The sequence below is a fragment of the Xylophilus sp. genome, assembly GCA_009914555.1.
Lineage (GTDB): Bacteria > Pseudomonadota > Gammaproteobacteria > Burkholderiales > Burkholderiaceae_C > WNDY01.
Map to the genome: position 1 here is coordinate 22,399 of WNDY01000008.1, position 20,761 is coordinate 43,159.

The 20,761-nt window shown below is 72.7% G+C and carries 16 protein-coding genes and 1 tRNA gene; 10 read left to right on the forward strand and 7 right to left on the reverse strand.

What is annotated here, in order from left to right; all coding sequences use genetic code 11:
- Positions 1–51: 51 nt before the first annotated feature.
- The 4 genes from GAK38_RS06375 (at position 52) to GAK38_RS06390 (ending at position 4,582) form a co-directional block, all read left to right on the forward strand.
- The gene (locus GAK38_RS06375; protein WP_325342437.1) at positions 52–1,269 is read left to right on the forward strand and encodes a COX15/CtaA family protein; all 1,218 of its coding nucleotides are present in this window, start codon (positions 52–54) and stop codon (positions 1,267–1,269) included.
- Positions 1,266–2,177, forward strand: a complete 912-nt coding sequence (cyoE, locus tag GAK38_RS06380; RefSeq protein ID WP_325342438.1) for a heme o synthase — start codon at positions 1,266–1,268, stop codon at positions 2,175–2,177. The genes GAK38_RS06375 and cyoE overlap by 4 nt, the downstream gene beginning before the upstream one ends.
- Before the next feature lie 5 nt (positions 2,178–2,182).
- Positions 2,183–2,836 carry an SCO family protein gene (locus tag GAK38_RS06385; RefSeq protein ID WP_325342440.1) on the forward strand — a complete coding sequence of 218 codons (654 nt, stop codon included), beginning with the start codon at positions 2,183–2,185 and terminating at the stop codon, positions 2,834–2,836.
- A 165-nt stretch (positions 2,837–3,001) separates the two neighbouring features.
- Positions 3,002–4,582: a sensor domain-containing protein gene (locus GAK38_RS06390; protein ID WP_325342442.1), complete on the forward strand. Its 1,581-nt coding sequence runs from the start codon at positions 3,002–3,004 to the stop codon at positions 4,580–4,582.
- A gap of 90 nt (positions 4,583–4,672) precedes the next feature.
- On the opposite strand, the gene GAK38_RS06395 is transcribed toward GAK38_RS06390, so the two are convergent.
- Positions 4,673–5,272 (reverse strand): Crp/Fnr family transcriptional regulator, encoded by a 600-nt coding sequence (locus GAK38_RS06395; RefSeq protein ID WP_325342444.1) that lies wholly within the window; start codon positions 5,270–5,272, stop codon positions 4,673–4,675.
- Positions 5,273–5,486: 214 nt separating this feature from the next.
- Here GAK38_RS06395 and GAK38_RS06400 point away from each other — a divergent pair, with 214 nt between their 5' ends.
- A complete protein-coding gene (locus GAK38_RS06400) occupies positions 5,487–5,753 on the forward strand; it encodes a helix-turn-helix domain-containing protein (protein ID WP_325342580.1) in 267 nt (88 codons plus the stop codon).
- Between the two features lie 5 nt (positions 5,754–5,758).
- On the opposite strand, the gene GAK38_RS06405 is transcribed toward GAK38_RS06400, so the two are convergent.
- From GAK38_RS06405 to ftsY, 3 genes are all read right to left on the reverse strand, one after another.
- On the reverse strand, positions 5,759–6,760 hold the full coding sequence (locus GAK38_RS06405) for a Bug family tripartite tricarboxylate transporter substrate binding protein (protein ID WP_325342446.1): 1,002 nt from the start codon (positions 6,758–6,760) through the stop codon (positions 5,759–5,761).
- Positions 6,761–6,838: 78 nt separating this feature from the next.
- Positions 6,839–7,780 carry an RNA polymerase sigma factor RpoH gene (gene rpoH / locus GAK38_RS06410; RefSeq protein WP_325342448.1) on the reverse strand — a complete coding sequence of 314 codons (942 nt, stop codon included), beginning with the start codon at positions 7,778–7,780 and terminating at the stop codon, positions 6,839–6,841.
- Positions 7,781–8,033: 253 nt separating this feature from the next.
- Positions 8,034–9,308: a signal recognition particle-docking protein FtsY gene (ftsY, locus tag GAK38_RS06415; protein WP_325342451.1), complete on the reverse strand. Its 1,275-nt coding sequence runs from the start codon at positions 9,306–9,308 to the stop codon at positions 8,034–8,036.
- A 28-nt stretch (positions 9,309–9,336) separates the two neighbouring features.
- On the opposite strand from ftsY, the gene GAK38_RS06420 reads away from it, so the two are divergent.
- The 5 genes from GAK38_RS06420 to GAK38_RS06440 all read left to right on the forward strand — a co-directional run bounded on the left by GAK38_RS06420 (position 9,337) and on the right by GAK38_RS06440 (position 14,056).
- On the forward strand, positions 9,337–10,767 hold the full coding sequence (locus tag GAK38_RS06420; protein WP_325342453.1) for a M16 family metallopeptidase: 1,431 nt from the start codon (positions 9,337–9,339) through the stop codon (positions 10,765–10,767).
- Positions 10,768–10,792: 25 nt separating this feature from the next.
- Positions 10,793–12,151, forward strand: coding sequence for a M16 family metallopeptidase (locus tag GAK38_RS06425; RefSeq protein WP_325342582.1), 1,359 nt, complete (start codon positions 10,793–10,795; stop codon positions 12,149–12,151).
- On the forward strand, positions 12,148–12,771 hold the full coding sequence (gene rsmD, locus GAK38_RS06430; protein WP_325342454.1) for a 16S rRNA (guanine(966)-N(2))-methyltransferase RsmD: 624 nt from the start codon (positions 12,148–12,150) through the stop codon (positions 12,769–12,771). Before GAK38_RS06425 ends, rsmD begins: the two co-directional genes overlap by 4 nt.
- A gap of 126 nt (positions 12,772–12,897) precedes the next feature.
- A complete protein-coding gene (coaD, locus tag GAK38_RS06435) occupies positions 12,898–13,392 on the forward strand; it encodes a pantetheine-phosphate adenylyltransferase (protein WP_325342456.1) in 495 nt (164 codons plus the stop codon).
- Positions 13,393–13,420: 28 nt separating this feature from the next.
- The gene (locus tag GAK38_RS06440; protein ID WP_325342457.1) at positions 13,421–14,056 is read left to right on the forward strand and encodes a hypothetical protein; all 636 of its coding nucleotides are present in this window, start codon (positions 13,421–13,423) and stop codon (positions 14,054–14,056) included.
- Positions 14,057–14,286: 230 nt separating this feature from the next.
- Here the strand turns inward: GAK38_RS06440 and GAK38_RS06445 are convergent.
- The 3 genes from GAK38_RS06445 to GAK38_RS06455 form a co-directional block, all read right to left on the reverse strand.
- Positions 14,287–14,361: transfer RNA gene (locus GAK38_RS06445), tRNA-Arg, on the reverse strand.
- 54 nt (positions 14,362–14,415) lie between these two features.
- Complete coding sequence (locus GAK38_RS06450; RefSeq protein ID WP_325342459.1) at positions 14,416–18,639, reverse strand: translocation/assembly module TamB domain-containing protein; 4,224 nt, start codon at positions 18,637–18,639, stop codon at positions 14,416–14,418.
- Positions 18,640–18,736: 97 nt separating this feature from the next.
- Positions 18,737–20,734, reverse strand: a complete 1,998-nt coding sequence (locus tag GAK38_RS06455; protein WP_325342461.1) for an autotransporter assembly complex protein TamA — start codon at positions 20,732–20,734, stop codon at positions 18,737–18,739.
- Positions 20,735–20,761: the final 27 nt, after the last annotated feature.

A 20,761-nucleotide genomic window follows, 5' to 3' on the forward strand; every position in this document is an offset into this window, starting at 1 on the left:
GGCCGTTCCGAAGGCGGCTTGCACCGCAGTGCGCAGCACGGAGGTTGGTCGATGATCCGCGAACAGGCGCTCTACGATCTGGGCCCGGTCGCCTGGCTGATGCTCATGGGCATCGTCGTCGCGCTCGGGCCCCTGGTCTGGGTGCTGTGGCGCAACTGCGGCGGCGGCACGCTGGTGCGCCTGCAGGCGCTGACCGTGCTCACGCTGTTCCTGACCTTCGATCTGGTGCTGTTCGGCGCCTTCACCCGGCTTACCGATTCGGGCCTCGGCTGCCCCGACTGGCCCGGCTGCTACGGCAACGCCAGCCCGGCGGGCGCGCATGCCGAGATCTCGGCCGCGCAACTCGCGCAGCCGACCGGCCCGGTCACGCACGGCAAGGCCTGGGTCGAGATGGTGCACCGCTACCTGGCGACCGGCGTGGGCGTACTCATCATCGTCCTGACCGTTCTGACCTGGACCGGCTGGCGCCGCGCGCGGCGCGCAGGGCAGGGCGCGCCGGCCGTGCATCCGGGCTGGCCGCTGGCCACGCTGGTCTGGGTCTGCCTGCAGGGTGCGTTCGGCGCCTGGACGGTGACCTGGAAGCTGTTCCCCGCCATCGTCACCGCCCACCTGATCGGCGGGCTGGTGCTGCTGGCGCTGCTGTGCGCCCAGGCCGTGCGCTACAGGCTCGCCGCGGGGCTGGCGCCGGCCGTGCTGGGCCGCGGGCTGCGTATGGGGTTGTGGACCGTGGCCGCGATGGTGGCCGTGCAGGTCGCGCTGGGCGGCTGGGTCAGCACCAACTATGCGGTGCTGGCCTGCGCCGAATTCCCGACCTGCCAGGGCAGCTGGTGGCCGCGGATGGACTTCCACCAGGGCTTCACGGTCTGGCGCCACCTGGGCCTGCAGCCCGACGGCAGTGCCATCCACTTCGAGGCGCTGACGGCGATCCACTACGTGCACCGCCTGTTCGCCTATGCCGTCTTTGCCGCGCTCGGTCTGCTGGCCTGGCGGCTGCACCGCGCCGGCGTGCGGGCTCGGCAAGGAGCAGGCGATGGCCGCCTGCTCGTGCGCCAGGCGCGCTGGCTCGCGGGCCTGGCACTCTGGCAGGCCGCGAGCGGTTTGTCCAACGTGGTGCTGGGCTGGCCGCTGCCGGCGGCCGTGGCCCACACCGGCGGCGCCGCCGCGCTCGTCGTGGTGCTGACCTGGGCGCTGGCCGCGAGCCGCGCCGCCGATGCCGTGCAGCCCCGGCGCATGCCCGCGCCTTCCCTGTCCCGTTTCCCCGTTCCATGAGTTCCGAGATCTCGACGCCGTCCCCCGCGCCGCTGGCGCTGCCTTCGCGCCTGCGCCAGTTCCATGCGCTGACCAAGCCGAAGGTGGTGCAGCTCATCGTCTTCTGCGCGGCCATCGGCATGGTGCTGGCCGTGCCGGGCCTGCCGACCTGGGCCGACCTGCGCCTGGGCGCGGTCGCCTGCTTGGGCATCTGGCTGGTGGCCGGCGCGGCCGCGGCCTTCAACTGCCTGGTCGAAAAGGGCATCGACGCGCGCATGAAGCGCACCGCCTGGCGCCCCACGGCCAAGGGCGAACTGGCGGACTGGCAGACGCTGCTGTTCTCGGCGCTGCTGTGCGCGGCGGGTTCGTGGGTGCTCTATGCCTGGGTCAACCCGCTGACCATGTGGCTGACCTTCGCCACCTTCGTGGGCTACGCGGTGGTCTACACGGTGATTCTCAAGCCGCTGACGCCGCAGAACATCGTGATCGGCGGCGCCTCGGGCGCCATGCCGCCGGTGCTCGGCTGGGCCGCGATGACCGGATCGGTCGGGCCGGAGGCGCTGATCCTCTTCCTCATCATCTTCCTGTGGACGCCGCCGCACTTCTGGGCGCTGGCGCTCTACCGCGTGGAGGACTACCGGCGCTCCGGCCTGCCGATGCTGCCGGTGACCCACGGCAACGCGTTCACGCGGCTGCAGGTCTTCCTCTACATGCTGGTCCTGTTCGCGGGCTGCCTGATGCCGTTCGTCTACGGCATGAGCTCGTGGCTGTACCTGGCCGCGGCCGTGGTGCTGGGCCTGGGCTTCTGCTGGTACGGCTGGCGGCTGTGGCGCGACTACTCGGACGCACTGGCGCGCAAGACCTTCCGCTTCTCGCTGCTGCACCTGAGCCTGCTTTTCGCGGCACTTTTGGTCGATCACTATCTCTGACGGTCATGCATTCCGACGCTTCCCTGACTTTTTCTCCATCCTCTGCGACCCGTCGTGCGCTGCTCGGCCTGGCCGGCGGCGCCGGCCTGCTGCTGCTCGCCGGCTGCGACAAGGTCGCCGGCACCTCCGCGCCGCCGCCCAAGCTGGCCTTCCAGGGCGTGGACGTGACCGGCGCCGAATACGCCAGGAACTTCCGCCTGCCCGACCAGGACGGCAGGGAGCGCACGCTGGCCGACTTCAAAGGCAAGGCGGTGGTCGTGTTCTTCGGCTTCACCCAGTGCCCCGACGTTTGCCCGACCACGATGGTCGAGCTGGCCGATATCAAGCGCCAGCTGGGCGCTGATGGAGACCGCCTGCAGGTGTTGTTCATCACCGTCGACCCGGAGCGCGACACACCCGAAGTGCTCAAGGCTTACGTGGGCAACTTCGACCCAAGCTTCGTCGCGTTGCGCCCGGCCTCGCCCGAGCAGCTGGCGGCCGTGGCCAAGGACTACAAGGTCTACTACAAGAAGGTCGAGGGCAAGACGCCGTCGAGCTACACCATGGACCATTCGGCCGGCAGCTACCTGTACGACCCGCAGGGCCGGCTGCGGGTGTACGAACGCTACGGGGCGGGCGGGCAGGCGCTGCTGGGCGATCTGAAGGCGCTGCTGGCCTGAAGCGGGCGGGCGGCGCGGCGCCCCGCCCGCCGCCGCGGACTGCGAAGTTCGTCACATTCGCGCGCGATAGTTGCGCGGTGCGGGCTCGCCGGGTGCGCGGATCTTCTAGAGTGGTTGCGCCCGTCCGGGGGGACGGAGCGCAATCCACGAGGGGGAGCCGAATCCATGCGCCGCAACGAGCCTGTCACACAGCGCGAATACGCCCTGGGCGAAGACGAGGCACTGCTGTCCGCCACCGACCTGCAGGGCCGCATCGTCTATGCGAACGATGCGTTCATCCGGGTCAGCGGCTTCGATCAGGACGAACGCTACGGCCAGGCCCACAACGTGGTGCGCCATCCCGACATGCCGCCCGCGGCCTTCGCCGACATGTGGGCAACGATCCGCCGCGGCCTGCCCTGGACGGCGATCGTCAAGAACCGCCGCAAGGACGGCGACCACTACTGGGTGCGCGCCAACGCCAGCCCGCTGCGGCGCGGCGGCGCGGTGGCGGGCTACCTCTCGGTGCGCACCCGGCCGTCGGCGCAGGAAGTGCGCGCGCACGAGGCGTTGTACCGGCGCATCAACGCCGGCGCCCGGCATCTGGTGCTGCGCCGGGGCTTCGCCATGCACGGCCGCGGCCTGCGCGCCGTGGCGAGCGGGCAGCGGGCGGGCGCGCTGCATGCGGGGCGCGGCGAGGAGTTCACCGTGCTGCTGCAGCCCGTGGCGGACGCCGCCGATGCCGAGCGGCACGCCGCCGGACTGCTGCGCGTGCTGTGCCAGCCCTGCCGCGTCCAGGGCTTCGAGCTGAACTTCGGCGCGAGCCTGGGCATCGCGCTGTATCCCGCCGACGCGCAGGACGGCGCGACGCTGCTGCGCTACGCCGACATGGCCATGTACGAGGCCAAGGCGCGCGGCCGCGCCAGCCATGCGTTCTACGACGAGGGCATGGGCCGGCGCATGGCCGAGAAGCTGCTGCTGCACGAACGGCTGCGGCTGGCGCTGGCCTACGGCGGCCTGGCGCTGCATTTCCAGCCGCAGGTGGACATGGTCACCGGTCGCGTGCAGGAGGTGGAGGCGCTGCTGTGCTGGAGCGATCCGCAGCACGGGGAGGTCTCGCCCGAGCGCTTCATTCCGGTGGCCGAGGCCACGGGGCTCATCCTGCCGCTCGGCGCCTGGGTGATCGACGCGGCCTGCCGCCAGATCGCGCAGTGGGCACGCGCAGGCACGCCGCTGCGGGTGGCGGTGAACGTGTCGGTCCAGCAATTGCGGCAGGCCGACCTGGTCGAGCAGCTGCGGCGCAGCCTCGCCGAGCACGCCGCGCCGGCCGAGCCGCTGGAGCTGGAGGTGACCGAATCCGAGGCCATGGCCGACCCCGGGCAGGCGCGGGCGGTGCTGCGCGACCTGCAGGCGCTGGGGGTGCGCGTGGCGCTCGACGACTTCGGCACCGGCTATTCGTCGCTTGCGCACCTGCGGCAGCTGCCGGTCTCGCGCATCAAGATCGACCGCGGCTTCCTGCGTCCGCTGCGGCGGGGCGACCCGGCCGATACCGACACCGCGATGGTGCGCGCCATCATCGGCCTGGTGCGCACGCTGGGGCTGCACGTCGTGGCCGAAGGGGTGGAGTCGGCCGAGCAGCTGCGCTTCCTGGCCCGGCACGGCTGCGACGCCTGGCAGGGCTGGCTGTATTCTCCGGCCGTGCCCGCGACCCAGGTGGCCGCCTTGCTGCGGGGCGCGGGGCCGGACGGCAGGCCGGCGGCGATGTGATTCTCCATAGCCAGGGGGTATAACTCCGCAGCGCGCATTCGCAGGGCGTAGTGGAAAACCTACCGGGGGAGTATCAATCGCGCTGCCCGCCTAAGGCCGGCGTGGCGGCGCATCCGTCGCGAACGCCAGCAGCCGCTCGCGGTCGATCTCGCAATGCCAGCGGTCGCGGCGCGCGAGGCACTGGTCTGCCTCGAACTGGCGCAGCGTGCGTGCGATGGTCTCGCGCGTGGTGGCCAGCAGCGCAGCCAGCACGGTGTGGCTGGGCAGGCGCACCAGGACGCTGCGCTGCACGCCGGCGAGCTGCAGCAGCGCTCCCGCGAGCCGTCCCGCCACGCTGCGGGTGCCCAGTACGCGGGTCCAGTCGGCCAGGCGCGCATGGGCCTGGGCATGCGCCAGCAGCAGGTCGCGCAGGAAGGCCGCGTCGACCAGCCCCAGCTGCGTCGCCGCCGCCACGTCCACCTCGCAGACCCGCCCCGCCGAAAGGGCCTGGCACGACAACGCGGCCGGCTGGAGCAGCAGCGCCGTGCCGTCCAGCGCCTGGCCGCGGCCGAGCAGGCCGGCGGGCCGCTCGACCCCGTCGTCGCCGCTGCGCAGCCCGAGCACCGTGCCGACCTTGATGACGCCGAACGTGGGCGCGACCCGCCCCTGCAGTAGCAGGCGCTCGCCCTTGCGGAACGCGCGTTCGGCCATGAGCGGCTGCCAGCGCTGGCATATGGACTCCCGCTGGCGGCCCAGCAGGCATGCGTCCCGGCTGGCACAGGCCCGGCAGCCTTCGCGTTCCGCGGGGGGAGGGGCTGGATGGAGGTGCATGGCATGGCCGGGTGAACGTAACAGGCTATTGGGCTTTGCATTGGCACGCAATCCGCGCCTGGCCCCCGGCACCGGCGCCTAGAACATTCCGCTGCTGAAGGCTTTCGCGGCCGAGCTGAAGGCGCAGCGCGGCGCGCGCGGAATATCGCAGGAAGAGTTCGCCTTCCGCTGCCGCGTCAACCGGACCTTCATCGCCAAGATCGAGCTCGCGCAGAACCAGCCGTCGCTGACGGTGCTGCTGAAGATCGCGGAAGGGCTGGAGACGGACCTGCCCGCGCTGCTGGCGGCGGCGATGCGGCGCTATCGCAAGGAAGTGGACGCTTCGGCGGAGCGAAGCGCGGCCGCGGAGGACGGGCCGTAGGGCTCCTATTCCGCCCGGATGCCCTGCGCGCGGATGATCCCGCCGAGCTGCTTCGTGTCGTCCGCCATGCGGCGCGCCAGCCCTTCGGCCGTGGTGCCGGCGACCTGCCAGCCCTGTTGAAACAGCTGGGCGCGGATGGCCGGGTCGCGCGCCACCGTGGCGATCAGGCCGGAGAGCCGGCCGCGGGCCTCGGCTGGCAGCGCGGCGGGCGCGGCGAAGCCGTTCCAGATCTCCAGGTCCAGGTCCTTCACGCCAGCTTCGCTCAGCGCCGACACGCCCGGCGCCAGCGTGCTGCGGCCGGAGGAGGTCAGCCCGATCAGCCGCAGCCGCCCGGTGCGGGCCTGCGCCAATGCGAGGGCCGGCGGCAGCAGCGCGAGCTGCAATTGCCCGCCGAGCATGGCCGTGGCCACCTGCGGATAGCCGGGGTAGGGCACGTGGACCGGCGCGATGCCGGTGCGCGCCTTGAGCAGCTCGGTGCCGAGGTGGCCGACCGTGCCGACGCCCGGCGTGCCGTAGCTCCAGCGGTCGCCGGCGCGGCGGGCCGCGTCGAGGAAGGCGCGGGCATCGCCGTCCGACGGCACGCCGGTCTGGCCGATGGGCGCGGTCAGCACCAGCGGCGAGGTGCCGATCAGCGCGAGCGGCGCCAGGTCCTTCTGCGGGTCGTAGGCCACGCGCGGGTTGAGCAGCCTGGCGATCGTCAGGTTGCCGTTGATGAACAGGCCGAAGGTGTGGCCGTCGGCCGCATGGGCGACCGCCGCGGCGCCGATGTTGCCGCCGGCGCCGACCCTGTTCTCGACGATCACCGGCTGGCCCAGCGCCTGCGCCAGCGGATCGGCGAAGGTGCGCGCCGTCAGATCCGGCGACGAGCCCGGCGGAAAGCCGACGACGATGCGCAGCGGCCGCGTGGGCCAGCCGGCGGCGCGCAGCGCGGGCGCGGCCAGGGCGGACGCGGCGCCGAAGGCGGCATGGAGGACAAAGCGGCGGGGGAGCGAGCGGCGGGACGTCATCGGCGAAAGAATCTGCAAAAAGAAAGCCCGGCGCAAGGCCGGGCGGGTCGGGTCGGGTCGGGATGGAGCAGGCAGGTCTCAGGCGTAGGCCGCCAGCGCCTTCTTCATCTTCTTCATCGCAGCCACCTCGATCTGGCGGATGCGCTCGGCGCTGACCTTGTATTCGGCGGCCAGCTCGTGCAGCGTCATGCCGCCCGAACCGTCGTCGTTGACCTTGAGCCACCGCTCCTCGACGATGCGGCGGCTGCGGTCGTCCAGCGCCTCCAGCGCGGTGGCGATGCCGTCGGTGGCCAGCACGTCGCGCTGGCGCGATTCGATCATCGCGGTCGGCTCGTGGGCCGCGTCGGACAGCCAGGCGGCCGGGCCGAAGGCCTGCTCGCCGTCGTCCGAGGGCGACGGGTCGAGCATGACGTCGCCGCCCGACAGGCGGGTCTCCATTTCGATGACATCCTCGCGCTTGACCTTGAGCTGCTCGGCGACGATGCCGATCTGATGGTCGCTCAGCGTGTCGCGCACCACGGCGTCGTCGAGCGCGCCGGCGTCGGCCTTGAAGCCCTGCTTCATCGAGCGCAGGTTGAAGAACAGCTTGCGCTGGGCCTTGGTTGTTGCGACCTTGACCATGCGCCAGTTCTTCAGGATGTATTCGTGGATCTCGGCCTTGATCCAGTGCATGGCATAGCTCACCAGGCGCACGCCCTGGTCGGGGTCGAAGCGCTTGACGGCCTTCATGAGCCCGACATTGCCTTCCTGGATCAGGTCGCCCTGCGGCAGGCCGTAGCCCAGGTACTGGCGCGAGATCGACACGACCAGGCGCAGGTGGGACAGCACGAGCTTTCCGGCGGATTCGACGTCGCCCGAATCGCGCAGCTTGCGCGCGGCGTCCTGCTCTTCTTCGAGCGTGAGCAGGGGCAGCCGGTTGACGGCCGAGATGTAGGCGTCGAGGTTGCCCAGCGGGGGCACGAGCGACCACGGATTGGTGGTGGCCAAGGCAGTGGTCGCGGTTCCAGTTTGATAGTTCATACCAGAAATCCTTTCACTTCAGTATGGCATGTTAGCACTCTGTTGAAATGAGTGCTAAAGACACCCAGCTAACTCCTTTTGCGGTGGAAGGCTACTGGTGCCGGCACCGATTGGAGTCATTGTGCGCCGCAGGGTTCCCGCACGGCGCAAGCGTCACCAACAGAAACGCGTTGATGCTGATGGCAGGAGTATGCAGCTACAGCGCTCATGCCTTGGGTGCCGTGAATTGGTAGGCTGGGGAGTATCTACTGCGTCAGGCCAGCAGCGCCTGGGCGAATTCGCGGGCGTCGAAGGTTTCGAGGTCTTCGAGCTTCTCGCCCACGCCGATGAAGTAGACCGGCACCGGCCGCTCCTGCGCGATGGCCGCGAGTACGCCGCCCTTGGCCGTGCCGTCGAGCTTGGTGACGACCAGGCCGGTCAGCTGCAGCGCATCGTCGAACGCCCGGACCTGCGCCAGCGCGTTCTGGCCGGTGTTGCCGTCGATCACCAGCAGCACCTCGTGCGGCGCGGTGGCGTCGGCCTTGGCGACCACGCGGCGGATCTTGCGCAGCTCGTCCATCAGGTGCAGCTGCGTGGGCAGGCGGCCGGCCGTATCGACCAGCACCACGTCCTTGCCGCGGGCCTTGCCGGCGGTGATCGCGTCATAGCTCACGGCCGCCGGGTCGCCGCCCTGCTGGCCGACGATCTCGACGGTGTTGCGGTCGGCCCAGACGGCCAGCTGCTCGCGCGCGGCGGCGCGGAAGGTGTCGGCCGCGGCCAGCAGCACCGACGCGCCGGCGTCGGCCAGGTGCTTCGTCAGCTTGCCGATCGAGGTCGTCTTGCCCGCGCCGTTGACGCCCGCAACCATGATGACCGTGGGCGTGTGCTCGCCGATGACCAGCGTCTTCTCCAGCGGGCGCAGCAAGTCGGTGATGGCGTCGGCCAGCAGCGACTTCACGGCCGCCGGCTCGGTGGCCTGGCCCTCCTTCACGCGGCGCTTGAGATCGGCCAGCAGGTGGTCGGTGGCCTTCACGCCGGTGTCGGCCATGAGCAGGGCTTCTTCGAGTTCTGCGTAGAGCGTGTCGTCGATCTGCGTGCCGGTGAAGACGGTGGCGATGCCTTGGCCGGTCCTGCGCAGGCCGGCGCGCAGGCGGTCGAGCCAGCCGCGGCGCCCGGCGGCGGGCGGCTCGGCGGCCGCCCCGGCCTGCACCGGAGCAGCGGCCGGTGCCGGCACCACCGGCGGTGCAACCGGGATGGCGGGCGTGGGCTCAGGCGCCGGCGGGACTGCGGTAGGCTCTGCGGCCGGCGCGGGCGCCGGGGTTGGAACGGCCACGGGCACGGGCGTCGGTGCCGCCGGCGTGGCCGGTGCAGCCGCGGGCGCGGGCACTGCCACCGGCTCTGCGGCCGGCGCCCGCCCGAAGGCATTGCGCAGCCAGCCGGACACACCGGCCCCGGCTGGCACATCGGCCGGCGCGGGAGCAGCCGCTGGCTTCGGATCGGCGGCAGGCGCGTCGGAGGTCGGGGGTTTTTGCTTGAAGAAACTGAACATTGGTGGATTCTTAGAATCGCAGCATTTTATGAAACGACTCCTACCCCTACTCTGCCTGCTGGCCGCCTTCTCGACCGGCGCGCAGACGGCGCCGCTTGCGCGGCCGGCGCCCCCGGTGCCCTCCGTAGGGGCCGCAGCCGCCCCCCAGCAGTTCACGCTGTCCAACGGATTCACGGTCATCGTGCAGCCCGACCGGCGCGCGCCGACGGTGGTGCAGATGGTCTGGGTGCGCGTGGGCTCCCTCGACGAGGTCGACGGCACCAGCGGCGTGGCCCATGCGCTGGAGCACATGATGTTCAAGGGCTCGGCCAAGCTCGCGCCCGGCGAGTTCTCGCGCCGCGTGGCCGCGCTCGGCGGCCGCGAGAACGCCTTCACCAGCCGCGACCACACCGGCTACTACCAGCAGATTCCGGCCGCGAAGCTGGAGGACGCGATGCGGCTCGAATCGGACCGCTTCGCCAACAACCGCTGGCCCGATACCGAGTTCGCCAAGGAGATCGAGGTCATCAAGGAAGAGCGGCGCATGCGCACCGACGACAATCCGCGCGCGCAGCTGTTCGAGCAGCTGATGGCCGCGGCCTTCCAGGCCTCGCCCATCCGCCGCCCGGTGATCGGCTGGATGAACGACATTGAGGCGATGACGGCCGACGACGTGCGGGCCTTCCACCACCAATGGTACGTGCCGGCCAATGCGGCCCTGGTGGTCGCGGGCGACGTGGACCCGGCCACGGTGCGCAGGCTGGCCGAGCGCTACTACGGCGGCATCCCGGCGCGCGCCGTGCCGGTGCGCAAGCCGCGCGAGGAACCGCCGCAGCAGGGCCTGCGCCGCATCTGGTTCAAGGCGCCGGCCGAGCAGGCCTACGTGCTGCTGGCCTTCAAGGCGCCGCGCCTGCGCTCGCTCGACGCGGCCGCCGACAACGACGACGCGCTCGCGCTCACCGTGCTCGCGGCGGTGCTCGACGGCTACAGCGGCGCCCGGCTGGACCGCGCGCTGACCCAGGGCCCCGACCGCGTGGCCGACAGCGTCGGTGCCTCCCACGCCCTGCTGGGCCGCGGGCCGGCGCAGTTTTACCTGACCGGCGTGCCGGCGGCCGGCAAGACGGCCGATCAGGTCGAGGCCGCGCTGCGCGAGCAGGTGGCCCGCGTCGCGCGCGAAGGCATCAGCGAGGCCGAGCTGGCCCGGGTGAAGACGCAGTGGGTGGCCGGCCGCGTCTACGAGCGCGACTCGGTCTTCGACCGGGCCAACGAGCTCGGCAGCCACTGGGTGCAGGGCCTGCCCCTCGATACCGGCGACCGCATCATCGAGCGCCTGCGCGGCATCACCGCCGCCCAGGTGCAGCAGGTGGCAGCGCGCTACTTCGGCGACGACCAGCTCACCGTGGCCACGCTGGTGCCGCTGCCGGTGGATCCGAACCGCAGGCCGCGCGCACCCGCCGGCGATCCTTCCTCCCTGCGCTGATCCACGAGGAGGTTGCACGATGACGATGACGACGATTCGCCTGGCTGCGCGGCGCGCGGCCCTTCCTTTCGCGGCCGCGCTGGCCCTGCTGGCCGGCGCGCTGCCGGCGCGGGCCGCGCTGCCGATCCAGCACTGGTCGCAGCCCAGCGGCGCGCAGGTCTACTACGTCGACAGCCCATCGATTCCGATCGTGGACGTGCAGGTCGACTTCGACGGCGGCAGCCGCCGCGACCCGGCGCAGCAGGCCGGCCTCGCCGATGCCATCGCCTCCGTCGCGCCGCGCGGCGTCGAAGCCCGCGGCAGCGATCCCGCGCTCGACGAGAACGCGCTCGGCGAGGCCTGGGCCGACCTCGGCGCCTCGTTCGACGCCTCGGCCGGCAGCGACCGCTTCGGCTTCTCGCTGCGCAGCCTGAGTGACCCTGCGCTGCTCGGCCGGGCCGTCGCGCTGGCCGCCCGCCAGATCGGCGAGCCGGCCTTTGCCGAGGATGTCTGGCAGCGCGAGCGCGCGCGTGCCATCGCCGCGCTGAAAGAGGCGCAGACGCGGCCCGGCGCCGTCGCCGGCCGCGCCTATGGCCGCGCAGTCTACGGCGGCCATCCCTATGGCTTCACGGCCGACGCCGACACGCTGGGACGCATCGGTGTGGATGACCTGCGCGCCGCCTATGCCGCGCGCATCCAGTCCTGCCGCGCCAAGGTCAGCATCGTCGGCGCCGTCACCCGCGCGCAGGCCGATGGCATCGCGGCCGCGCTGCTGTCGCGCCTTCCCGCCGCATCCACGGGTTGTTCCGCGCTGCCGCCGGTGGCCGACGTGCCGGCCCTGGCCGCGCCGCAGGACATCCGCATCCCGTTCAACGCCGCCCAGGCCCATGTCCACATCGGCCAGCCGGGCGTGCCGCGCAGCGACCCGGCCTATTTCGCGCTGACCGTGGGCAACTATGTACTCGGCGGCGGGGGCTTCGTCTCACGCCTGACCGAGGAGGTGCGCGAGAAGCGCGGCCTGAGCTACAGCGTCTACAGCGCCTTCGCGCCGGGCCTGCACGCCGGCGCCTTCACCGCCAGCCTGCAGACCCGGCCCGACCAGGCCGCGCAGGCGGTCGAGGTGGCGCGCGGCGTGATCGCCCGCTTCGTGGCCGATGGCCCGACCGAGAAGGAGCTGCGCGCGGCCAAGGCCAACCTGGTCGGCGGCTTCGCGCTGCGCATCGACAGCAATGCCAAGCTGATCGCCAACGTGGCCAACATTGCCTGGTACGACCTGCCGCTGGACTATCTGGACACCTGGACGCAGCAGGTCGAGAAAGTGACCGCGGCCGACGTGCGCGCCGCGTTCTCGCGCGTGCTGCAGCCGCAGCGCATGGTGACCGTGGTGGTCGGAGGCAGGCCGTGAGCCGGCCCACGGGCCGGCCGGGCAGGCCGCCCCCGCACCGCGGCGCCGGCGAGGTCCGCATCGTCGGCGGCATCTGGAAGCGCACGCGCCTGCCGGTGCCCGACCGCCCCGGCCTGCGGCCCACGCCCGACCGGGTGCGCGAGACGCTGTTCAACTGGCTCGGCCAGGACCTGGCCGGCTGGCGCGTGCTCGACGCCTTCGCCGGCACCGGCGCGCTCGGCATTGAGGCCGCCTCGCGCGGCGCGGCCCAGGTGACGCTGGTGGAGCAGGACGCGGCCCTGGTCGCCGGACTGCAGGCGCTGCGCGGCAGGCTCGACGGTGCTGCGGACATCCTGCAGGTGCGCCGCGGCGACGGCGTGGCCGCGCTGCGGCAGGCCGCCGCCGGCAGCCTGGACTTGGTTTTGATCGATCCGCCGTTCGATGCCGCATTGTTCGAGCCGGCGCTGGCGGCCGCGGCGCCCGCGCTGTCCGCCGGCGGCTTCGCCTACCTGGAAGCGCCTGCGGCCTGGAGCGACGAGGCGCTGGCGCCCTTCGGCCTGGCCGTGCACCGCCACCTGCGGGCTGGCGCAGTGCATGCGCACCTGCTGCGGCGGGCCGGTGCGGGCGAAGGTCGTCCATAGCCGCCAATCCGGCGACCAGGGCATGCGGGAATGGCCGGATCCATGCTGCACCGCACTGCATAATGCGCCGACCTCTGCCGGCGAGCCGCGGGACGGGGATTGTTTCATTCGCAGGAGACCCCACCCATGTCACAACCCGTGATCGCCGTCTATCCCGGCACCTTCGACCCGATGACCCTGGGCCATGAGGACGTGGTGCGGCGCGCGGTGGCGCTGTTCCCGCGCGTGGTGGTCGCCGTGGCGGCGGGCCACCACAAGAAGACGCTGTTCTCGCTCGCCGAGCGCATCGAGATGGTCCGCGAGGCCGTAGCCCGCTATCCGCAGGTCGAGGTCGAGAGCTTCTCGGGCCTGCTGCGCGACTTCGTCGTCGAGCGCGGCGGCAAGGCCATGGTGCGCGGCCTGCGCGCGGTGACCGACTTCGATTACGAGTTCCAGCTCGCCGGCATGAACCGCAGCCTGATGCCCGACGTGGAGACGGTCTTTCTCACACCGAGCGACAAGTACCAATTCATCTCCAGCACCTTCGTGCGCGAGATCGCGGCGCTGGGCGGCGAAGTTGGCAAGTTCGTCTCGCTGCCGGTGCAGGAGCGGCTCACAGCCAAGGTGCGCAGCCTGGGCTGAGTGCAAGGCCATGCGCCGGCGGCACCCCTTGTTCGTCGCCCTGGCGGCCGCGGCGCTGTGGATGGGCGCGGGGGTATCGGCCGAAGCCCAGGTCCACCGGTGCCTGCAACTGGGCGGTGGGTTCGCCTTGCAGCAGCTGCCGTGCCCGCCGGGCGTCCGGGGTTCGCGGGTGGACGGTGCGCCGGGCCAGCGGCCGCCGCCGCCGCCACCGCCGCCGCGTCCGCCGCGCTATCCGCAGCCCTCTGCGTATCCCTATCCTGCGTATCCTGCGTATCCTGCGTATCCTGCGTATCCTGCGTATCCTGACGGCCGCCCTGCGGCGCCGCCGCTGGATGACGGGCCTGCGTACCGCTCTGCCGACGAGGCCGAGCGGCTGCGCCAGCAGCCGCTTGGGGAGGGGCCGCCGGCAGACCCGCAACTGGCGGGCGAGGCGGATCTCTGCCTCGCGTGGTACCTCCCGCTGATGCGCGACCCGCGCGGCGTGTACTACAGCGCGCCGGTCAAGGAGGGCCGCGTGTTGAGCTTCACGCTGCATATCCCGAATACGAGCTACCGCGGCGGCACTGACGTCCGCGCAGCGGCCTGCGAGATCTGGAACGGCCGGCTCGACGCCGGCTGGACCCGGATCCACGCTGAACGGCGAGGATGGTATCGAGGGGTATAGGCCGCTAATGCCCGAATCCCAAGTGCTGGCGGGCTTGTGGTCCGGGGGTATTTTTCCGGTGGTGCTGGCGTTTCCAGCCAGTCGCCCGCTGCGCGGCCTATCGCGCCCATCCAGCCCAGCGCTGTGCCGCACAGCACCGGCGGCTGGTCGCCGATGAGACGCTTTTGCCGTGGGGAGGCCCGGCGTTACAAAAAAGCCCGGACGCTGGCGGAAGCGTGCGGGCTCGGGTGTGGTCCTCCCGACAGGAATCGAACCTGTATCTGGCGCTTAGGAGGCGCCCGTTCTATCCATTGAACTACGGGAAGGCAAGCGGTGCGGCAAAGCCCGCCATTGTAAGGGTGGCAGGGGCCTCGCCAGGATCAATCGTAGGCCAGCGTGTAGATCAGGTCCACCGCGCTCTTCACGCCGGTCTGGCCGCGCAGCGTGAGGCGGCGCGAGAGGTCGTAGAAGATGTAGAGCGCGCCCAGCGTGCCGCTCAGGCTGCGCTCGTAGGTGACGTAGAGGTTCTGCGACAGCCGCTTGCCGAAGGTGAGCGCTGCCGCTTCGGCCGCTGTGGTGCCGGTGGCGCTGGTCGGTCCCTTGAAGCCGATTTCGTCGAGGCCCAGACGGTTGGCAATGCCCGCGCCGCCCGGGCCCTTGCCGCCGCTCAGGAAGGCCAGCGCCGCCTGCTGCAGCAGCGCGGCCTCGGCGCCGCCGTTGGCCGTGCTGCGGCCGAGCACGACCCACGAGAGGATTTCGGCGTCGGTCAGCGACGATTCGGAATAGAGCTTGACCGACGGCGACTGCGCCGTGCCGGTCACGCGCACGCCGGCGCGCACCGAGATGTTGGGCCGCAGCGCCAGGATGTCGAGGCTCGGGTTGTCCAGCGGGCCGTTGAAGCGGATCAGGCCGCTTTCGACGTCGAGCTGCTGGCTGTAGGCGCGGTAGCGGCCGGCCACGGTGCGGATCTCGCCGGTCAGGCGCGGCGGCTGGTCCAGGCCCGCGGTGCTGCGCACTTCGACTTTGCCGGCCAGCCGCGTGGTGATGCCGCGGCCCTGCACCGCGAAGTCGTCGCCGAGGTCGAAGCCGACGACGATGTCCGGCGGCTTGCGCGTGCCCGGCCTGGCCGCGGCCGCCTCGGCCTTGCGCGCTTTGCGGGCGGCTTCGCGGTCGAGCGCGGCCGAATGCACGACCACGTCCTTGCCGAGCGTGGGCGCAGTGTCGTCGGGCAGGATGATAGCGGCGCGGTCGGCCTTGAGGTCGCCGCGCAGCTTCAGGCGGCCGCTGGCCTCGAGCGTGCTGTCGAGCCGGCCCGACAGCGTGAGCTGCCGGTCGGTGCGCACCGACACGCGCAGCGCGTCGAGCGTGGCCGCGATGTCCATGCGCAGGCCGGAGCCGCCGTCGGTCGCCGGCTGGTTCCAGGCGACGCTGCCGCGCGCGGCGAGCGTGCCGCCGCCGGCTGCGCCGAGCTGCGAGGCCGTGGCCCGGGTGCCGGCGATGCCGGGGATGCGCGTGGCCGGGCCGGTGCCGCCGTGCAGCGTGAATTCGGTGATGTCGAGCCGGTCGCCGGCCAGCGCCGCGCGCAGCCGGCCGTCGCGCAGTTCGATGCCGTCGACCACCGAGCGCACCGCAAGCCGGTCGCCGGCCAGCGTGCCGCTCCAGCGCGGCGCGGCGCGGCTGCCGGACAGGGTGGCGTCGGCGTCGAGCGAGCCCTCGATGCGCCAGCCCGGCGGCGCGAGCACCGACCACAGCCCCACGTTCGGCAGCCGCGCGCGGACGCGGGCCGCGAGCGGCGCGTCGGCCGGCCACTGCCAGCCACCGTCGGCCTGCCGCACCCGGGTGCTGCCCTGGGCCTGCAGGCTGCCGGCGCGCTCGCTGTCCCAGGCCAGCTCGGCGCGCACCGCGTCGCCCTCGGCGGTGAGGGTGGCGCGGGCCTCGCGCACGCCGGCGGCCACGGTCTGCCCGGCCAGCGCGGTGCGGGCCGTGGCCGCCTTGGATTCGGCCGGGCCGCTGCTGGTGAGCTGCGTGGGCGCGGCCGGCGCGTCGCCGGCCAGCACGCGGATGTCGCCGCTGCGGCGCACCAGGGAGGCGCGGGCGCGCAGCGTGTCGCCGGCGTCGATGTCCCAGGTGCCGTCGAACACCAGATCGCCGGCCAGGCCCAGGTCGGCCAGCGCGTCGCGGCCTTCGGCCGCAACGGCCTGCGCCCAGGCCATGGGCAGGCCGTCGATGCGACCCTGGCTGCGCAGGCGCAGCGCCCCGGCCGCGGTGCGTTCGAGCCGCAGCGGCTCCCAGGCGATCTGCACCGCGCCGGGCGCCGGGCCGGACAGCGTGGCGCTGCCGGCCGTGGCCTCGACCAGCAGTGCGCCGCCGCCAGTGCGCACGCGGGCGTCGAACGGGCGCGACAGCGCCAGGCGCCATGGCCCCGGCAGGCCCTCGTCCTGCGCGTCCAACTTCAGCGCGGCCAGCGTGGCCTGCCAGAGGCCGTCACCGGCCAGGCCGCCGCTGGCGGACAGGTCCAGCGTGGCGCGGCGCGTGTCCATGGCCGCGCTGCCGCGCACGGCCAGCGTGGCGCGGGCCAGCGTGCCGGCCAGCTCGGCCTTCACGCTTTGCAGTGCGATGGATGTACTGGGGGGGGAAGGGGGCGTCGAGCGGCTGGAATCCGCCGGCTCTAGGGATATACCCCCAGTATTGCTCGGAATGCGCAGGTCCAGCCGCGGCGTGTCGAGCGTGGCCGTGAGCGACAGCTCGTCGCGCGCGTTGGCCGGCGCGCGGCCGGTGGCCAGGCGTTGCTGCGCCGCCTGCCAGCCGCCCTGCCAGCGCGCGTCGAGCCGCGCGGTGCCGCTGGCCTGCGCGCCGGCCAGCAGGCCGCCCAGGCCCGGCAGCGATGCGGCCCAGCGCTGCAGCGCGGCGGCATCGTCCACACGCAGATCGAATGTGCCGCTGCCGGCGGCCGGCGCGATGCGGCCGTCGAGGTCGGCGCGCGCGCCGGGGGCGCTGAAGGCGAACTGGCCCTGGCCGGACTGCGCGGCGACGCGGGCCTGCACCTTGCCTTGCAGCTTCGCGTCACGCGTCTGGACGGCCAGCGCGGCGAGGTCGAGCAACTGTTCGGCCGCGACCCAGCGGCCCTTGGCGCTGGCGCTTTGCAGGCCCAGGCCCTGGAGCACGCCGGCCTGCTTGCGCGGCGGCGCCGCGGCGCCGCGGGCCTTCAGGTCGGTATCGAAGGCGATGGTACCGGCGGCGTCGCCGGTGGCCTGGGCAGTGCCGGTGATGGCCGGGCCGTCGAGCCGGGTGTGCAGCGCTCCGGGGCGCAGGTCCGCGACGGCGAGCCGGGCCTGCCACGGGGCGACGGCGGGCTGGGCTTTGGCGGAAGTGCCTTCTTCAGGAACTGCCGGGGCCGGACCCCAGCGGCCTTCGAGCGCCAGCGTGCCGCCGCCGGCCGGGTGGACCGTGGCCTGCGGAATGGTCCAGACGCCGTGGTCGAACACGGCTTGGGCTTCGGCCGATTCGATGGGCGCACGGCGCTGGTCCCAGGGGCCGGCCAGGGCGTTGTGCAGTGTGGCGCGGGCGAGCCAGCGGCCGCCGTCGGGGCCGGCCTCGACGTGGCCGTCGATCCGCGTGGAGGGCGCGGTGGGAGCGAGGCGGGCCGCGTCGAACCCGCTCAGGTCGGCCAGCGCGCGCACCAGGGGCTGGGCGGTGTTCCAGGGGGCGACCTCGGCGTCGAGGCTCACATGCATCGGCACCGGGGCAGGGGCCGGCGGCGGCGCGGGCGGCTTGGCGGCGGGCTTGCCGCGGGCGGTTTTCTTCGGTGCCGGTGCAGGCGCGGGCACGGCGGCCGGCGCAGCCTCGGCGTCGAGCGTGGCCTTCACCTGCAGGCGCGCCCCGGCGCCCGCGAGCGTACCGGTGACCTGGGCATCAGCCCGCACCGGCAGCGGCTCTGCACCGCCGGGGGCCGGGGCGCGCACGCGGGCCTGGAGCGCGGCATCGACGGCCATGGGCGCGGCGCCCTGCACGGTGGCGCGGGCGGCATAGTGGCCGCTGTACACGTCCACGCCGGTGATCTCGGCCTCGTGCCGGCCGTTGCGGTAGCGGTAGCTGCCGGCCAGGCCGGTGGCGACGGTTTCCGGCGGGCCCGTCCAGCGGATGGTGTCGATGCGAAAGGGCAGCGTGATCTCCATTGGCAGCACCAGGCCCTGCAACGGCTCGACGGGTTCGCTTTCCTTCTGCGGGCCGCGTTTCTCGATGACCACCTCGCGCACGTGGACTTCGCCGAGCCTGACCTGCCGCCGCAGCAGCGGCGCCAGGCTCCAGCCGATGTGCGCGTCATGCACCTCGACGGCCAGCGCCTCGCTCTGCCAGCGCAGCCAGCCGATGCGGCCGCCGCCGCGCAGCGAGCCGGCGACGTCGCGCGATGCGAGCGTCTGCCCCGCGGGCAGGTACCGCGCGGCCCGGGCCAGGGCTGCGCCCAGCGACTGCTGCGAGCCGGCCCAGATCCAGGCCCCGGCCAGGACGGCCACTGCGGCCAGCAGCAGCACGGCCAGCGTGCCGGCGATCCAGCGCAGGACGCGGGGCCGGCGGCTGCGGGGCGGCGCCGCAGGCGAGGTCATGGGGGCGGGCGGTTGGTCTGCCATCGCAGGTGCATCGGGGGGTATATGGCTGTGGTGGGCGAATGACGGGCGCCTGGGGGTGTCGATGGTGGGGGTATCAGAAGATGAAGCCGAGCCGCAGGTGCAGCCGGAGCTTCTTCGGATCGACCCCGTAGGCCAGGTCGGCCTGCAGCGGCCCGACCGGGCTGCGCCAGCGCACGCCGGCGCCGACGCCGGTCTTGATCTGCAGATCGCTGGCCTTGTCCGAGACGGCGCCGGCATCGACGAAGACGGCGCTTTCGAAATCCGTCATCTCGCCGTGCCAGACGATGGGGCGCTGCCATTCGACGCTGGCCACGGCCATGTAGCGGCCGGCGTAGATCAGGTTGTTGACCGTGCGCGCGCCGATCTGGCGGTAGCTGTAGCCGCGCACCGTGGTGTCGCCGCCGGTCAGGAACATCAGCGGCGACGGGATGCCCGCGTTGTGCGACGCGAGGACGGCGCCGAGCTCGCCGCGCAGCTGCAGCCGGGCCCGGCGCGGGGCGCCGGTCTCGGGCACGACGGTGCCGAACGGGATGTAGCCGAGCGTGCGCGCGTCGACGCGCACGAAGGGCTTGCGTTCGCCCATCAGCGTGTAGCCGGGGCCGGCTTCCACGCTCAAGCCCCAGCCGCGCGTGGGCGCGGCGTTGTTGTCGAAGTAGCGGCCGGTCCAGGCGTAGTTCACGCTGAGCGCGGCGGCCGAGGGCGGGGCGTCGCTGCCCTCGCTCGTGGCCCGGTCGTACTGCAGGTAGTAGGAGCGGCTGATGTGGTCGGTGTTCTTGCTGCGGCCGCCGCGCAGGCGGGCGCTGTCCACGTCGTAGTTGCCGGTGCTCTCGCGCTTGAGCTGCTCGGAGGTCACCCAGCGCCACTGGTCCTCGTCGGGCAGCGAGTTCTGCTCGGAGCCGATGACCTGCGTCTCGCGGTCGATCGACAGTTTGGAGAGCGCGCGCCAGCCGATCAGCGGCAGCTGGTTGTGCGTGTGGTCGACCGACACGCGCGGGCCGCTGTCGGTGCTGACGCCCACGCCGAACACGACCTTCTGCAGCTTGGCATCGCGCACCTGGGCGATGACCGGCGCGGCCGCCGGGTCGACTCCGGCCTCGGTGTCGAGCGTGAGGAAGACCGAGTCGTAGTAGCCGCTGGAGGCCAGCCGCTGCTGCGCGTCGAGCAGTTGGGCCTGGTCGTAGTCGCTGCCCACCGGCAGGCGCGCCAGGCGCTCGGCGACCTCGGGCGGATAGCGCTCGGCGCCACGCACCTGCATGGGTCCGAACCGGTAGGCGGGGCCGGAGTCGTAGTCCACCGACAGGTTGGGGCGGGCCGCGTCGGCGTCGACGTCGGCCCGGCTGTCGGCGATGCGGGCCGTGGGATAGCGGCGCGCGGTCAGGGCGCGCAGGCCCTGGGTCTTGGCGCCGTCCCAGGCGTCCTGGGTGAAGCGCGCGCCGGGCGCAAGCGACCAGCCGTCGCGGATCGCGCGCTGGCGGCTGGCATCGGTCGGCAGGTCGTTGGTGGCGCCCGAGAAACCGATCTGCACACCCGAGACGGTGGTCGGCGTGCCTGGATCGACCGCGACGACGACCTCGCGCGGCGCCTTCTCGGACGTGGGCGTTTCGTTGAGCAGCACGCTGATGCGCGGCGCGAAGTAGCCGAGCGTGCCCAACAGCTCGCGGGCATTGCCTTCGGCCGCGCCGAGCAGGCGCGAGAGTTCGCTGGACTGCAGGTCGTCGAGCGTGCGGTAGCGCTGCAGCTCCAGGTGGCGGCGCAGGTAGTCGGCGATGTCGGGCGGCGCCTTGACGTCGACGGTGAAGGCGTCGCGTCTGGACGGGGCTTTCGTCCTGCCGTCGCCGTCCTTCGCCTCGTCCGACTTTTCCTTGTCGGCGCGCTGGGCGGCCTGCTCGCTGGTCAGCAGCTGGTGGTCCTCCGGCTCCCCTTCCGCTGTCTTGTCCGGCCGCAGCAGGCCGCAGCCGGGCAGGGCGAGGAGGGCAGCGGTGCACACCAGAAAAGCCAACGCCGGCACACGGGCCGGCGCGAAAGGGGAACGAGTGGATGGATGCTCGGTCGCGGAGAAGGGCCAGGGCATCGGGCTATTCTGCCCCAAGCCCTGCCC